General features: G+C 61.1%; 12 protein-coding genes, 1 pseudogene and 1 riboswitch. Of the genes and pseudogenes, 8 read left to right on the top strand and 5 right to left on the bottom strand.

Features of this window, described 5'->3' with window-relative positions; genetic code table 11:
- Positions 1-129: 129 nt before the first annotated feature.
- The 3 genes from HU724_RS23515 to HU724_RS23505 are packed head-to-tail and all read left to right on the top strand — an operon-like array spanning position 130 to position 1,241.
- Positions 130-312, top strand: coding sequence for a CPXCG motif-containing cysteine-rich protein (locus HU724_RS23515; protein WP_186569163.1), 183 nt, complete (start codon positions 130-132; stop codon positions 310-312).
- Between the two features lie 9 nt (positions 313-321).
- Entirely contained in the window at positions 322-582 is a 261-nt protein-coding gene (locus tag HU724_RS23510; protein ID WP_024014272.1) for a putative signal transducing protein, read from the top strand.
- A gap of 35 nt (positions 583-617) precedes the next feature.
- The gene (locus HU724_RS23505) at positions 618-1,241 is read left to right on the top strand and encodes an SOS response-associated peptidase (protein WP_186569164.1); all 624 of its coding nucleotides are present in this window, start codon (positions 618-620) and stop codon (positions 1,239-1,241) included.
- A 206-nt stretch (positions 1,242-1,447) separates the two neighbouring features.
- On the opposite strand, the gene HU724_RS28075 is transcribed toward HU724_RS23505, so the two are convergent.
- Both HU724_RS28075 and HU724_RS28070 read right to left on the bottom strand, forming a co-directional pair.
- A complete protein-coding gene (locus tag HU724_RS28075; RefSeq protein ID WP_371915155.1) occupies positions 1,448-2,191 on the bottom strand; it encodes a methyl-accepting chemotaxis protein in 744 nt (247 codons plus the stop codon).
- 111 nt (positions 2,192-2,302) lie between these two features.
- Positions 2,303-2,500 (bottom strand): annotated as a pseudogene (locus HU724_RS28070) (HAMP domain-containing protein); the annotation flags it as partial.
- A 1,340-nt stretch (positions 2,501-3,840) separates the two neighbouring features.
- Here HU724_RS28070 and HU724_RS23495 point away from each other — a divergent pair.
- Positions 3,841-4,659: a M48 family metallopeptidase gene (locus tag HU724_RS23495; protein WP_016773242.1), complete on the top strand. Its 819-nt coding sequence runs from the start codon at positions 3,841-3,843 to the stop codon at positions 4,657-4,659.
- 199 nt (positions 4,660-4,858) lie between these two features.
- On the opposite strand, the gene HU724_RS23490 is transcribed toward HU724_RS23495, so the two are convergent.
- The 3 genes from HU724_RS23490 to HU724_RS23480 form a co-directional block, all read right to left on the bottom strand.
- Positions 4,859-5,443 (bottom strand): TMEM165/GDT1 family protein, encoded by a 585-nt coding sequence (locus HU724_RS23490; protein ID WP_041479980.1) that lies wholly within the window; start codon positions 5,441-5,443, stop codon positions 4,859-4,861.
- An 88-nt stretch (positions 5,444-5,531) separates the two neighbouring features.
- Positions 5,532-5,656, bottom strand: a riboswitch (yybP-ykoY riboswitch).
- Between the two features lie 39 nt (positions 5,657-5,695).
- A complete protein-coding gene (locus tag HU724_RS23485; protein ID WP_123444174.1) occupies positions 5,696-6,694 on the bottom strand; it encodes a methyltransferase in 999 nt (332 codons plus the stop codon).
- Between the two features lie 32 nt (positions 6,695-6,726).
- Complete coding sequence (locus HU724_RS23480) at positions 6,727-7,692, bottom strand: 2-hydroxyacid dehydrogenase (RefSeq protein WP_186569166.1); 966 nt, start codon at positions 7,690-7,692, stop codon at positions 6,727-6,729.
- A gap of 241 nt (positions 7,693-7,933) precedes the next feature.
- On the opposite strand from HU724_RS23480, the gene HU724_RS23475 reads away from it, so the two are divergent.
- The 4 genes from HU724_RS23475 to HU724_RS23460 all read left to right on the top strand — a co-directional run bounded on the left by HU724_RS23475 (position 7,934) and on the right by HU724_RS23460 (position 14,131).
- Positions 7,934-8,563, top strand: a complete 630-nt coding sequence (locus tag HU724_RS23475) for a LysE family translocator (protein WP_039761334.1) — start codon at positions 7,934-7,936, stop codon at positions 8,561-8,563.
- A 266-nt stretch (positions 8,564-8,829) separates the two neighbouring features.
- Entirely contained in the window at positions 8,830-10,512 is a 1,683-nt protein-coding gene (locus HU724_RS23470) for a fatty acid--CoA ligase (RefSeq protein WP_186569167.1), read from the top strand.
- Between the two features lie 337 nt (positions 10,513-10,849).
- Complete coding sequence (locus HU724_RS23465) at positions 10,850-12,739, top strand: DUF1302 domain-containing protein (RefSeq protein WP_133338300.1); 1,890 nt, start codon at positions 10,850-10,852, stop codon at positions 12,737-12,739.
- 27 nt (positions 12,740-12,766) lie between these two features.
- Positions 12,767-14,131, top strand: a complete 1,365-nt coding sequence (locus tag HU724_RS23460) for a DUF1329 domain-containing protein (protein WP_024014265.1) — start codon at positions 12,767-12,769, stop codon at positions 14,129-14,131.
- Positions 14,132-14,268 lie beyond the last annotated feature (137 nt).

Raw genomic sequence — 14,268 nt, 5'->3', positions numbered from 1 at the left:
TTGGAAACGGCTAGGGTAAGTAAAGGGTTTGATCGAAAACCCGCGGGGCACGGTCTGAAAAGTAGCCAGACAAAAATAGCCCTGCAAATAGACCGGCGATTATACGCACAAGTCACTGGGGAGACCGCGATGCTGGAAAATGCACTGTATGAATGTCCGTATTGCGGTGAGGAAGTCGAGACCACTCTGGATTTATCCGGTGGGGATCAGACGTATATCGAAGACTGCCAGGTGTGCTGTCGTCCGATCACCTTTGTCCTGCAGGTACATGAAGAAGAGTGGCATCTGGAAGTCTTCAGCGAAAACCAGTGAGGGCCGCGTATGCAGCGCATCTACGAACCGGCGAACCTGATGGAGGGCGAAATGCTCAAGGGCATGCTTGCCAGTGAGGGGATCGAGGCGCATCTGATCGGTCGTGATCTGGTGGGCGGTGCGGGTGAATTGCCGATCTTCGGCCTGCTCTGGCTGTCGGTGGATAACGATCAGGCCGAATACGCCCGCGAGCTGATCACCGCGTACAATGCCGCGCTGCCGCTGCCCGGCGACGAGCCGGAAAGCTTTCCCGGCACGCTGGTCTGTTAGGCTGGCCTTCGTTTTATTCAGAGTCGTGTTGCCCCATGTGTGGACGTTATGCCCTGTTTCGCTGGAACCGCGAGTTCGCGGCCCTGCCAGGTTTTCCCGCCGATCAGCAGGCGCAGTGGAACATTTCCCCGAATGATTCGGTGTTGATGCTGCGTGCCGAAGAAGCTGGCCAGCGCACGCTGGCCCGTGCGCGCTGGGGCCTGACGCCGCCGTGGCTGACCGATCTGTCGAAGACCCCGGCCCATGCCCGCGCCGAAACCGTCGCTGAACAACCGATGTTTCGTGAGGCGCTGCGTCTGCGGCGTTGCCTGCTGCCGGCCAACGGCTTCTACGAATGGCGCGGCACCCAGCGCAAACGGCCTTACTGGTTGACGCCGGGGGAGGGCTCGTCGTTGTTTTTCGCCGCGATCTGGGAAGCGTATCCGGTGCAGGAACAGGTCTGGCTGAGCACGGCGGTGATTACTCAGTCGGCGGCGAGCCAGCGGCGGCCGTTGATTCTTGATGAAGCGGGGCAGGCTGCCTGGCTTGATCCCGAAACGCCGATGCATGTCTTGCAGGGTTTGCTCGCCAGTGAACCGGCGGCGCTGCGCGAGCGGGTGTTGGCGAATCTGGTGAATGATCCGAAGTTGAACGGGCCGGAGTGCCTCACCCCGGCTTGATTTGCGTTGATCAAAAGCCCCTCACCCCAGCCCTCTCCCGGAGGGAGAGGGAGCCGAATGGGGGATGCTTGAGAGGTACACCGACCTGAACGATCTGTTGTGAATCCATAATCGACTGTTTTTTTCAGGTCGATGTATAACGCAAGACATCGAGGTCGGTCCCCTCTCCCTCCGGGAGAGGGCTAGGGTGAGGGGCTTTTGATCTTTCAGACCTTGAACTGATTGATCAACCGCCGCTGCTGTTCCGCCAGTTTGGTCAACCCGGCGCTCGCCGAGCTCGACTCATCCGCACCGCCGGCCACTTCATTCGCCACCTGACCGATATTGATCACATTGCGGTTGATGTCGTCGGCCACTGCACTTTGCTCTTCTGCCGCACTGGCGATCTGCGTGTTCATGTCATTGATCACCGACACGGCCTGGGTAATGGTCTCCAGCGCTTCGGCCGCTTTCGCCGCGTGCTGCACGCTTTCGTCGGTGCGGTTCTGGCTGTCTTCCATGACGCGCACCACATCGCGGGTGCCCTGTTGCAACTGCTGGATCATGCTCTGGATTTCTTCGGTGGCCTTCTGGGTTTTCTGCGCCAGATTGCGCACTTCATCCGCAACCACGGCGAAACCGCGACCCTGCTCGCCGGCGCGCGCGGCTTCGATTGCCGCGTTCAGTGCCAGCAGGTTGGTCTGTTCGGCGATGCCGCGAATGGCGGTGAGGATGGCGTTGATGTTTTCGCTGTCCTTGGCCAGCGTCTGCACCACCTCGACAGCCTTGCCGATTTCCACCGCCAGTACGCCAATCGAATTCGACGTGTCGCGCACGATCTGCATGCCTTGGCTGGCGGCCTGATCGGCGTGGCTTGCCGCTTGTGCTGCCTGGGTGGCGTTGCGCGCCACGTCCTGGGCGGTGGCGGTCATTTCCTGCACCGCAGTCGCCACCTGATCGATTTCGGCCATTTGTTTCTGCACGCCGATGTTGGTGCGAATGGCGATGTCGGCGGTGTGTTCCGAAGAATCGCTGACGCTCTGCACCGAGGTCACCACTTGCGTAATCATCGCCTGCAACTTGGCGAGGAAGGTGTTGAAGCCTTTGGCAATCGAGCCCAGTTCGTCGCTGCGGTCACTGCTCAAGCGACGGGTCAGATCGCCTTCGCCCTGAGCGATGTCATCGAGCATGGCGACCATTTGCTTGAGTGGCCGCGCAATGCCGTGGCCCACCAGCCAGATCACCAGCAGGCCGATGCCGGCGATGATCAGGCCGACCATGGCCATGCCGAAGGTGTCGGACTTGCGCTGGGCATCAAGATCAGCCTGGAGGTTTTGCAGATCGGCCATGACCGCGTTGAGCGGCAGTTGCAGCATCAGCGTCCAGCGTGCGTCGGTCTGGCCGATGCCGAACGGCAGGTACAGCTCGATACGACCCTTGGCCTGATTCACCGCATAGGTGACCTCGTCGCGCTTGAGACTGGCTAGGTTGCCGGCCTGTTCGGCGTCGAGGATGTCGCTGACTTTTTCACCGAATTTGCTCGAGTCCTTGGTGTAGGCAACGATCCGCCCGTTGCCGCCGACCAGAGCCATTTCACCGGCGCCGCTGTAAAGCTTCTGGTTGGCGGCGAGTAGCATGTCCTGAATGAAATTGACCGAGAGGTCGGCGCCGACGATGCCCTGGAACGCGCCGTTGACCATGATCGGTTCGATGAACGAGGCGAGCATGACAATCTTGTCACCGACTTTGTACGGTGCCGGGTCGATCACACAGGCTTTCTTCGTCTCTTTCGAGCACAGGTAGTACTCGCTGGCGCGCACCCCGGTGGACAGAGTTTTCTGGTCGTCGACATCGGCCAGTTTGTCCACGCCCAGGCTGCCGTCGGTATTGCGGAACCACCACGGCAAAAAGCGCCCGGTGGCGGGGTCGATACCGACCACGGCGCTGCCGATGTAGGCCGCGTCATTGTGGTCCAGTGCGTTTTTTTCCCAGCCGATGTAGGTGCCGAGAATCTTCGGGTTCTTTTCGACGTTTTCCTTGATCAGGCTGATCAGTTGTTCGCGGCTGACGCTCAGGCGCGGCTGGCCATCGGTGCCGGTTGTGCCGAGCAGGGCGTTGACCCGGACCAGACCGCCGGCAATCAGCAGCGGCGCTTCGAGTTCGCGCTGGATCTGGCTGACCTGGGTCTGCGCCAGCGAGGTCAGGCGCTGCTCGATGACTTGCTCGAACTGCGCCTGGGTGCGCTGTTGCACCATTTCTTGAGTGCGAGCGCCGGAGAACAGCGCGTACAGCACCAGCGCCGCGACCACGCTGAGAACGATGGCGCCGGCCAGAGCGGCGACGGAAAACTGGATCGACTTGAACTTCATGGGAGCTCCGCACGCAAGAGGACAATCTGCGAGGGATTTATCGGCGCGGTGGGCGCGGCCATTAGAGACGCTGGTCGGAATCGGCCCGCGATGTCGCTGATGGATCGGTGCGCGGCGGATTCAATGCGCGTTGAGGAATTTCCAGCCAGTCTTGCGGCCTTAGGTGGATGTACGCGCAATGCGTCCGTTGTATCTGGCGCCGATACAATTAGCCGCCTAGGATACGCCTCAGGTTTTCAGGGAGCTTTTGAATGAACAAGACATTAGTGGTAAGTGCTTTGAGCGCAGCGCTGTTGCTGGCCGGTTGTCAGTCGGTCAACACCACCAGCGGCGGTGCCGTGGGCGTGGAGCGCAAGCAGTACATGTTCAGCATGCTGTCCTCGCAAGAGGTCGATCAGATGTACGCGCAGTCGTATCAGAAGACCGTCGGCGAGGCGTCGAGCAAAGGTGTGCTGGACAAGACCAGCCCTGAAGCCAAGCGCGTGCAGACCATCGCCAACCGCTTGATCGCCCAGGCGCCGACCTTCCGCCCGGACGCGGCGCAGTGGCAATGGGAAGTCAATCTGATCAAGAGCGATGAGCTCAACGCCAACTGCGGTCCCGGCGGCAAGATCATTTTCTACACCGGGCTGATCGACAGCCTGAAACTCACCGACGATGAGATCGCTGCGGTCATGGGCCATGAAATCGCCCACGCCCTGCGCGAGCACGGTCGTGAAGCGATGTCCAAGGCTTACGGAATGGAGATGGCCAAGCAGGGCGCCGGTGCCTTGTTCGGTCTGGGCCAGGACAGCCTGGCGCTGGCCGACACCGTGGCCAACTACGGCATGACCTTGCCCAACAGCCGCGCCAACGAAAACGAAGCCGACCTGATCGGCCTGGAACTGGCCGCCCGCGCCGGCTACAACCCGAACGCGGCGATCACCCTGTGGGACAAGATGAGCAAGGCTTCCGAAGGCGCGCCGCCGGAATTCATGAGCACCCACCCGGCATCCAGCAGCCGCATAGCTGCGTTGCAGGCAGCCATTCCGAAAGTGATGCCGTTGTACGAAAAAGCGCCGAAGTCTTAAAAGTCGAAGGACACAACGATTCTTCAGGTTGGGAGGGCTGTTGTGGCGAGGGGATTTATCCCCGATGGGCTGCGAAGCAGCCCCAAAACCTGCAAATGCGCTATGTATGACACTCTGAGGCAGCAGGTTTGGGGGCGCTTCGCGCCCCATCGGGGATAAATCCCCTCACCACAGGTTTTGGGTAGTTCAGTAGACGGGGTTAAACCCAGCCGCTGCTCTGCATCGCTTTATAAACCGCAACAATCGCCAGAATCATGAACGCCGAAGCCGCGAGGCGGCGGATCAGGGTCAGCGGCAGTTTCTCTGCGGCAAAGTTACCCGCCAGGACCACCGGCACGTTGGCAATCAGCATGCCCACGGTGGTGCCGATAATCACCAGCCACAGTTCCGGATATTGCGCGGCGAGCATCACCGTGGCGATCTGCGTCTTGTCGCCGATTTCCGCGAGGAAGAACGCGATCAGCGTGGTCAGGAACGGCCCGAACTTGCGCGCCGTGCTGGCTTCGTCGTCATCCATTTTGTCCGGGACCAGGGTCCACAGCGCCGTGGCGGCGAAGCTGGCGGCGAGGATCCAGTGCAGGACGGCGTCGGAGAAGAAACTGCCGACCCAGGCACCTACCGCACCGGCTGCTGCGTGGTTGGCCAGAGTCGCGGCAACAATCCCGGCGATGATCGGCCAGGGTTTGCGAAAGCGAGCGGCAAGAATCAGCGCGAGCAGTTGCGTCTTGTCGCCGATTTCGGCCAAGGCAACGATAGCGGTGGGAACGAGTAGCGAGTCCAGCATCAGGGATTTCCTAAGGGGCGGGTCGACACGGCTATGACACGTACAGCCTTCCCGCCCCGGGTAAGGTGTGCGTGTCATAGGTCTTGTCAAACCCTGCGATCCGTCTGGTGCGGACGCTTGGGTCGCATACGCCATGATCTGAGGATCAAGTATGTTGACGTATGCCGGACGAGCATGGCGCTCGCGGGAGACTACTCCCCTAGGACGGAGCGGATTCTGCCTAGGCAAATCCGATTGGGCAAGAACAAATTTTCAGCCGCGCTTGGCCCGGTAGATCCGGAAACCATTGCCTTCAGCCTTGATCGCGCATACGCCGAGATGCTCCTCGATCAGCGGCTGATACTTCAGAAAGCTGTTCGCCACAAGGCGCAGTTCGCCACCGTTTTTCAGATGTTTCGCCGCTTTTCGCAGCAGGTTCTCCGTAGCGAAATAATCGGTGTGCACGCCGACATGGAACGGCGGATTGCTCAGAATCGCGCTCAAACCCATCGGCGCGGCGTCGATGCCGTCGCCGGTCAGCACTTCGGCTTCCAGGCCATTGGCGGCGAGGGTCAGACGGCTGCTGGCGGCGGCGAACGCGTCGACATCCAGCAACGTCACCTGATTGTGCGGATAGCGACGTTTCACCGCAGCCCCGAGCACGCCGGCGCCGCAACCGAAGTCGAGCAGATGGCCGCTCGGCAGTTTGTCCAGATGCTCCAGCAGCAGGGCGCTGCCGCGATCCAGTCGACCGTGGCTGAACACGCCCGGCAAGCTGATGACTTTCAACGGCCCTTCGGCCAGCGGCAGTTCGTAAGTCTGCGCCAGGCTTTCCAGCGGTTTCGCTTCAGGCGCATTGGCCACGGTGACTTGCCAGAGCTGGCAGTGGCGGGCGCTGTCGAGTTTGCGTGGCTTGCCAAACGGATTGAGCTGTTTGGATGCGCCTTCGATGCCGCTGCGTTTTTCCCCGACCAGAAACACCTCGCGCCCGGCCAGACGCGACGCCACGGCGTTGAGGATGTAATCGGTCAGGTCCTTGGATTTGGGCAGGAACACCACAGCGCTGTCGAATTCGCGCTCGGGCACGTTTACGCCGAAATGGCTGCGGCCTTCGAAACGTGCGTCCAGTGCGGCTTGATCGCCAGCGTGCCAGCACCAGCCGAACGCGTTGGGCAAGCGCCCGAGCAAATCATCGGCGGGCAGGCCGGCCAACAGCAGCGAACCCTGGAATAACTCGGCCTGACGAAGCAGTACTTCACTGCGCGGATCCATAACTGCTCCTTGAAAAAAAGTGCCGCAGTTTATCAACTGACGACCCGCAGCGCCTCACCGCTGAAGAACGCCTGGGCGTTTTCGCTCAGTTGCCCGACGATACGCTGGCGCGCCTCACGGCTGCCCCAGGCGTTGTGCGGGGTGACGATCAGGCGCGGGATATCGGCAGCGAGCAGCGGATTGCCCTGGGTCGGTGGCTCGACACTCAACACATCGGTCGCCGCACCGCCGAGGTGGCCGCTACGCAAAGCGTCGGCCAGCGCTTGCTCGTCGATCAAGCCGCCACGAGCGGTATTGACCACAAATGCGCCGGGCTTCATCGCGGCCAGCTCGCCGGCGCCGATGAAGTTCCGGGTGTGCTCGTTGAGCGGGCAGTGCAGGGTCAGGGCGTCGATCTGCGGCAGCAGTTCTTCCAGCGGCAGGCGATCCGGCCGAGCCGGGCGCCCCGGAATCTGCCCGAGCAACACGCGCATGCCAAACGCTTCGGCCAGTCGCGCCACGGCGCCACCGAGTTCGCCATGGCCGAGCAGGCCGAGGGTTTTGCCTTGCAGTTCGACGATCGGGTAGTCGAGCAGACAGAACTGTTTCGCCTGTTGCCAGCGGCCTTCGCCCACAGCCTTTTGATAGTCAGCCAGGCGCGTGGCGAGGTTGAGCAACAGCATGATCGTGTGTTGCGCCACCGACGGCGTGCCGTAAGCCTGGCAATTGCACACAGTGATGCCGTGGGCGCGGGCGGCAGTGAGGTCGACATTGTTGGTGCCGGTGGCGCTGATCAGGATCAGTTTCAGTTGCGGGTTGGCGGCCATCGCTGCCGCGTCGATCACGACTTTGTTGGTGATCGCCACACTGGCGCCTTGCAGGCGTTCGCTGACTTCTTGCGGCAAAGTCTGAGCGAACAGCTGCAAGTCGCTGAAGCATTCGCGCAACGGACCGAGGTCCAGATCGCCGAGATCCAGCGAAGGGTGATCAAGGAATACCGCGCGGCGCGTGTTCGTCATCAACTGTACCTTTTGTGCTGTGAGCGGAGGGCGTACTCTGCCGAGCCTACCAGATGAAACAAATGGTTACTCGACACCGAAATGCCCTGAACCACCTGTGGGAGCGAGCCTGCTCGCGAAAGCTCTGGCCCATTCAACATCTCTGTTGGCTGACCCAGCGCTTTCGCGAGCAGGCTCGCTCCCACAGGGAAAGCATTCGGCAATGAGCCCAGTGTGAACATTCGAATCCTGAGGAGCCCCCATGTACTGGACCGAGTTCTTGACCGTTGCCCTGATCCATCTGCTGGCCGTCGCCAGCCCCGGCCCGGACTTTGCCGTGGTGGTGCGCGAAAGCGTGACCCATGGCCGCCGCGCCGGCACCTGGACTGCGCTGGGCGTGGGCACGGCGATTTTCCTGCACGTTGGCTATTCGTTGCTCGGCATCGGTCTGATCGTGTCGCAGTCGATCGTGCTGTTCAACGCGCTGAAGTGGGCCGCCGCCGCGTATCTGCTTTACATCGGCTTCAAGGCCTTGCGCGCGCAACCGGCGAAAACCGTCAACGATGACTTGCACCGGGAAACCGGCGTACGCACCGCGCGGGGCGCGTTTACCTCGGGCTTCGTCACCAACGGTCTGAACCCGAAAGCCACGCTGTTTTTCCTCTCGCTGTTCACCGTGGTGATCAACCCGCACACACCGCTGGCCGTGCAGGCCGGTTACGGGGTGTACCTGGCGGTGGCGACGGCGATCTGGTTCTGCCTGGTGGCGATGCTGTTCAGCCAGCAACGGGTGCGCGCCGGCTTCGCCCGCATGGGCCACTGGTTCGACCGCACCATGGGCGCGGTGCTGATTGCTCTCGGCGTGAAAATCGCGTTCACCGAGATGCATTGAGAACTGGAACACATCAATCCCTGTGGGAGCGAGCCTGCTCGCGAAAGCGCCAGTCCAGTCACCAAAAATGTCGACTGACCCGACGCCTTCGCGAGCAGGCTCGCTCCCACAGGTCGTGTTTTCTTCAACTTTGGCCCGAAATGCTGGCGCAAAGCTAGCATTTGTACGGCTCTGCAAATCATTCCTTTGGCTGATTTGACTGTCATGCAGGCGCACTAGAGTACGAATCTCTCCGCCAACACCGTGCAGTCAGAAAAGGGATTCTTATGTTGCAGACTCGGGTCATTCCGCCGGCCGATGGGGCCTACCAGTATCCATTGCTGATCAAACGGCTGCTGATGTCCGGCGCCCGTTACGAGAAAACCCGCGAAATCATCTACCGCGACCAGTTGCGCTACAGCTATCCGACCCTGATCGAGCGGGTTGCGCGGCTGGCCAATGTGCTGACGGCTGCCGGCGTCAAGGCTGGTGACACCGTGGCGGTGATGGACTGGGACAGCCACCGCTACCTGGAATGCATGTTCGCCATTCCGATGATCGGCGCGGTGATCCACACCATCAACGTGCGTCTGTCGCCCGAGCAGATCCTTTACACCATGAACCACGCCGAGGACCGCTTCGTGCTGGTCAACAGCGAGTTCGTCGGGCTGTATCAGGCCATCGCGCCGCAGTTGACCACGGTCGAGAAAACCCTGCTGCTGACCGATCTCCCGGAGAACACCGCTGAGCTGCCCAGCCTCGTCGGCGAATACGAGCAACTGCTGGCCGCCGCGAGTGCGCAATACGATTTCCAGGACTTCGACGAAAACTCGGTCGCCACCACGTTCTACACCACCGGTACCACCGGCAACCCGAAAGGCGTGTATTTCACCCATCGGCAACTGGTGCTGCACACCATCGGCGTGGCGACGATCATGGGTTCGATCGACAGCGTACGCCTGCTCGGCACCAACGATGTGTACATGCCGATCACGCCGATGTTCCACGTCCACGCCTGGGGTTTGCCGTACGTGGCGACCATGCTCGGGCTCAAGCAGGTTTATCCGGGGCGCTACGACCCGGAGTATCTGGTGGAGCTGTGGCGCAAGGAGAAGGTCACCTTTTCCCATTGCGTGCCGACCATCCTGCAGATGCTGCTCAACGCCAAAGCCGCGCAGAGTGCCGACTTCGGCGGCTGGAAGATCGTCATCGGCGGCAGCGCGCTCAATCGCAGCCTCTATGAAAACGCCAAGGCCCGTGGCATTCAGCTGACGGCCGCATACGGCATGTCGGAAACCGGGCCGCTGGTGTCTTGCGCGCACCTCAACGACGAATTGATGGCCGGCAGCGAAGACGAGCGCACCACTTACCGGATCAAGGCCGGCGTGCCGGGACCACTGGTCGAAGCGGCGATTGTCGACGGCGAGGGCAATTTCCTTCCGGCCGACGGCGAAACCCAGGGCGAACTGGTGCTGCGCGCGCCATGGCTGACCGAAGGTTATTTCAACGAGCCGCAGAAGGGCGCCGAGCTCTGGGCCGGTGGCTGGTTGCACACCGGTGACGTCGCCACGCTCGACAGCATGGGCGTGATCGATATTCGTGATCGCATCAAGGACGTGATCAAGACCGGCGGCGAGTGGATCTCCTCCCTCGACCTCGAAGACCTGATCAGCCGGCATGCGGCGGTACGCGAAGTAGCAGTGGTAGGCATCGCCGATCCGCAGTGGGGCGAGCGCCCGTTTGCCTTGCTGGTGGTCCGCGAAGGGCAGGTGATCGGCGCACGGGAACTGAAGGAACACCTCAAACCGTTCGTCGAGCTGGGGCACCTGAGCAAGTGGGCGATCCCCAGTCAGATCGCCCTTGTTACCGAAATTCCCAAGACCAGTGTCGGCAAGCTCGACAAGAAGCGCATCCGCCTCGACATCACCGAATGGCAGGCCAACAACAGCACCTTCCTTTCGACACTTTAAGTGCCTGCTGGCGCGCCGAAACCGGCGCGCCAGACCCACCAAGCAAGCGCTTGGCTTGTGAAATCGAAAAAATCAGCCATCCTTGCCGTGCCGACGTGTGTCGGACTGGCGAAAGGACTGTTCCAGAGTGGTTGGCGGCTGCAAATCACACTTTAGAGGGATCAAGCACTACCACCCGCTGGCTATAGTCCGCTCAAGGACTTTTTGAAAACGGAGCACACGCACTGAACGGGGCGAGCAACTCTGGAGCGATTTCGGGCGGCCTTGGCTCCCGGTCCTTCACAGCGTTTTTAAAAGTACTCACTGCCATAACAATAATGCACATGGAGTAGCGTCGATGACCTCAGTAAACCAGTTCTGGCGCCGGGCGAAACTGCCTCTGGCGGTCAGTCTTGCCTCCTCGCTCGCCGGGCCTGCATTCGGCGTCAGTTTCAACGTCGGTGAAATCGAAGGCCAGTTCGACTCGTCCCTGTCGATCGGTGCCAGTTGGTCTACTCAGAGCCCGAACAAGAACCTCATCGGCGTCAACAACGGCGGCCGCGGCCTGTCGCAGACTTCCGATGACGGGCACGCCAACTTCAAGAGCGGCGAAACCTTCTCGAAGATCTTCAAGGGCATCCATGACCTTGAATTGAAATACGGCGACACCGGCGTGTTCGTCCGCGGCAAATACTGGTACGACTTCGAACTGAAGGACGAGAGCCGCGAATTCAAGGACATCAGCGACAGCAACCGCAAAGAGGGCGCCAAGTCCTCCGGCGGGCAGATCCTCGACGCCTTCGTCTATCACAACTACGCGATTGCCGATCAGCCGGGTTCCGTGCGTCTGGGCAAGCAGGTAGTGAGCTGGGGTGAAAGTACCTTCATCGGCGGCGGCATCAACTCGATCAACCCGATCGACGTCTCCGCGTTCCGTCGTCCGGGCGCCGAGATCAAGGAAGGCCTGATCCCGGTCAACATGTTCTACGTGTCCCAGAGCCTCACCGATAACCTCTCGGCCGAAGCGTTCTACCAACTGGAATGGGACCAGACCGTCGTCGACAACTGCGGCACCTTCTTCTCCCAGCCGGACATCGTTGCCGACGGTTGCGACAGCAATCTGCGCGTACTGAACAAGCGTTCGCAGATTCCGGCGATCGCTCTGGGGCCGTTGGCCGCCAACGGTGTGAACGTCGACCAAGAAGGCGTGCTGGTACGCCGTGGGCCGGACCGTGACGCGCGCGATAGCGGTCAGTGGGGCGCGTCCCTCAAATACATGTTCGAGCCACTCGACACCGAGTTCGGCGCCTACTTCATGAACTACCACAGCCGTGCGCCGATCTTCAGCGCCACCGGTGCCCCGCAATCGGTCTACAACACCGCCGCCAGTCTGCCGGGGCCGTTTGCCGCGCTCGCACCGCTGCTGGTTGCGGGCAACTCCAATTACTTCATCGAATACCCGGAAGACATTCGTCTCTACGGTCTGAGCTTCTCCACCACCCTGCCTACCGGTACGGCGTGGAGCGGTGAGATCAGCTACCGTCCGAACGCGCCGGTACAACTGAACTCCACCGACATCCTGTTTGCCGGTGTGCGTCCACTGGGCGGCGCGCTGACCAACGCTTCGCTGCTGACCGGCGTGCCGGGTCAGGATCTGCATGGCTATGAGCGCAAGGAAATCACCCAGATCCAGACGACGTTCACGCACTTCTTCGATCAGGTCATGGGCGCCAGCCGTCTGACCCTCGTTGGTGAAGTCGGCGCGACCTACGTCGGTGGCCTGGAAAGCCGTTCCGACAAGCGTTATGGCCGCGATCCGGTCTACGGTCCGGGTGAGTTGCCGGCCACTGGCGGTATCGATACCTGCGCCAACATCCTCAACAACAGCACCATCAACGGCGCCGGTCCCGGTTCGCCGCAGAACAACCGCAGCCGCAATTGCGAAAACGACGGTTTCACCACGTCGATGTCGTGGGGCTACCGTGGTCGGGCGATCTGGGAATACAACGACGTGTTTGCCGGTGTGAACCTCAAGCCGAACGTGGCCTGGTCCCACGATGTCAGCGGTTACTCGCCAGGCCCTGGCGGCAACTTCGAGGAAGGTCGCAAAGCGGTCAGCCTGGGCGTCGATGCCGAGTACCAGAACACCTACACCGCGAGCCTGGCTTACACCAATTTCTTCGACGGCAAGTACACCACCGTGGATGACCGCGACTTCGTGGCGCTCAGCTTCGGCGTGAACTTCTAAGCACTGCATTTCAGGACGAACGAATTTATGAAAATAACAAAGAGTCTGTTCCACGCCGGTGTTCTGGGCCTGTCGCTGCTGGCGACCAGTGTCATGGCGGCGGTGCCTGCTGCCGAAGCGGATAAACTGGGCAAGAGCCTGACACCGATGGGCGCGGAAATGGCCGGTAATGCCGACGGTTCGATCCCGGCCTGGAAACCGCTGCCGAAAAACGCCGGCAGCGTCGACAGCAAAGGCTTCCTGTCCAACCCTTACGCCAGTGAGCAACCGCTGTTCACCATCACCGCCAAGGATGTCGACAAGTACAAGGACAAGCTCGCCCCGGGCCAGTACGCGATGTTCAAGCGCTACCCGGAAACCTTCAAGATGCCGGTCTATCCGTCCCATCGCGGCGCCACCGTGCCCGATGACGTGTTCGCCGCGATCAAGAAGAACGCCACCAGCACCAACCTGGTGTCCGGCGGCAATGGTCTGGAAAACTTCGATACCGCCGTGCCGTTCCCGATCCCGAAAACCGGTGTGGAAGTGATCTGGAACCACATCACCCGCTATCGCGGCGGCAGCGTGACCCGTCTGGTGACGCAGGCCACGCCGCAACCGAACGGCTCGTACAGCCTGGTGTACTTCCAGGATCAGTTCGTGTTCCGCGACAAGATGAAGGACTACGATCCGGCGAACCCGGGCAACATCCTGTTCTACTTCAAGCAGAAAGTGACCGCGCCGGCGCGTCTGGCCGGTGGCGTACTGCTGGTGCACGAGACGCTCGATCAGGTCAAGGAGCCGCGTTCGGCGTGGGTCTACAACGCCGGTCAGCGTCGTGTGCGCCGTGCACCGCAAGTGTCGTATGACGGCCCGGGTACTGCCGCCGACGGCCTGCGTACTTCCGACAACCTCGACATGTACAACGGTGCGCCGGATCGTTACGACTGGAAGCTCGAAGGCAAGAAAGAGATGTACATCGCTTCCGACAGCTACAAGCTCGACGATCCGAAACTGAAGTACTCGGACATCATCAAGGCCGGCCACATCAACCAGGACTTGGCTCGCTACGAGCTGCGCCGCGTCTGGCACGTGGTCGCGACCCTGAAGGAAGGCCAGCGCCACATCTACGCCAAGCGTGACTTCTACATCGACGAGGACACCTGGCAGGCAGCGGTCATCGACCACTACGACGGTCGTGGCCAACTGTGGCGTGTAGCCGAGGCGCATGCCGAGAACTACTACGACAAGCAAGTGCCGTGGTACGCCCTCGAAACCCTCTACGACCTGCAGTCCGGCCGTTATCTGGCACTGGGCATGAAGAACGAAGAGAAGCAGGCGTATGACTTCGGCTTCACCGCCACCACCAGCGACTTCACCCCGGCCGCTCTGCGTCAGGATGGTGTTCGCTAAACCTGCGTAAACCCGAGGCCGCATCCTCGTGAAAACGCCCCGACCGGTTCGGGGCGTTTTTGTGTCTGTAGCCTTTTTGTAGCCATTTGTAGCAGCGACCTTCATTACCTCTTCGTTTAAGGCTAGGCTGCGGAGAT

This window comes from Pseudomonas iranensis, assembly GCF_014268585.2.
GTDB classification, from domain to species: domain Bacteria; phylum Pseudomonadota; class Gammaproteobacteria; order Pseudomonadales; family Pseudomonadaceae; genus Aquipseudomonas; species Aquipseudomonas iranensis.
Note: the sequence above shows the minus strand (reverse complement) of the source record. Positions and strands in the feature narration are given on the sequence as shown.